This window comes from Paraburkholderia sp. SIMBA_027, from assembly GCF_046535315.1.
GTDB classification, from domain to species: domain Bacteria; phylum Pseudomonadota; class Gammaproteobacteria; order Burkholderiales; family Burkholderiaceae; genus Paraburkholderia; species Paraburkholderia tropica.
The window spans coordinates 1-304 of sequence record NZ_JAWRWY010000305.1 but is presented as its reverse complement, the minus strand read 5'-3'; the positions used below and the strand labels follow the sequence as shown (position 1 = coordinate 304).

At 61.5% G+C, this 304-nt stretch carries 1 pseudogene; it reads left to right on the top strand.

Annotated elements, in window-relative coordinates:
• Nucleotides 1-304: pseudogene (locus SB764_RS39195) on the top strand (polyhydroxyalkanoate depolymerase); the annotation flags it as partial.

Genomic DNA, 304 nt, shown 5'->3' with positions numbered 1-304 from the left:
CCAATCCGCTCAATCCCTGGTCCCAGACCCCGTTCGGCCGCACGATCGCTGCCAGTCTCGAAATGTTCGAGCGCACCACGCGCCGCTATGGCAAGCCGGAATTCGGCCTCCCCGAAACCGTTGTCGATGGCAAGAAGATCAAGGTCCGCGAAGAGATCGTCTGGTCGAAGCCGTTCTGCAATCTGCTGCACTTCTCGCGCAATCTGCCCGCCAATCATCGCGATCCGCGAATCCTGATCGTCGCGCCGATGTCAGGCCACTATGCGCCGCTGCTGCGCGGCACAGTCGAAGCTCTTCTGCCAAG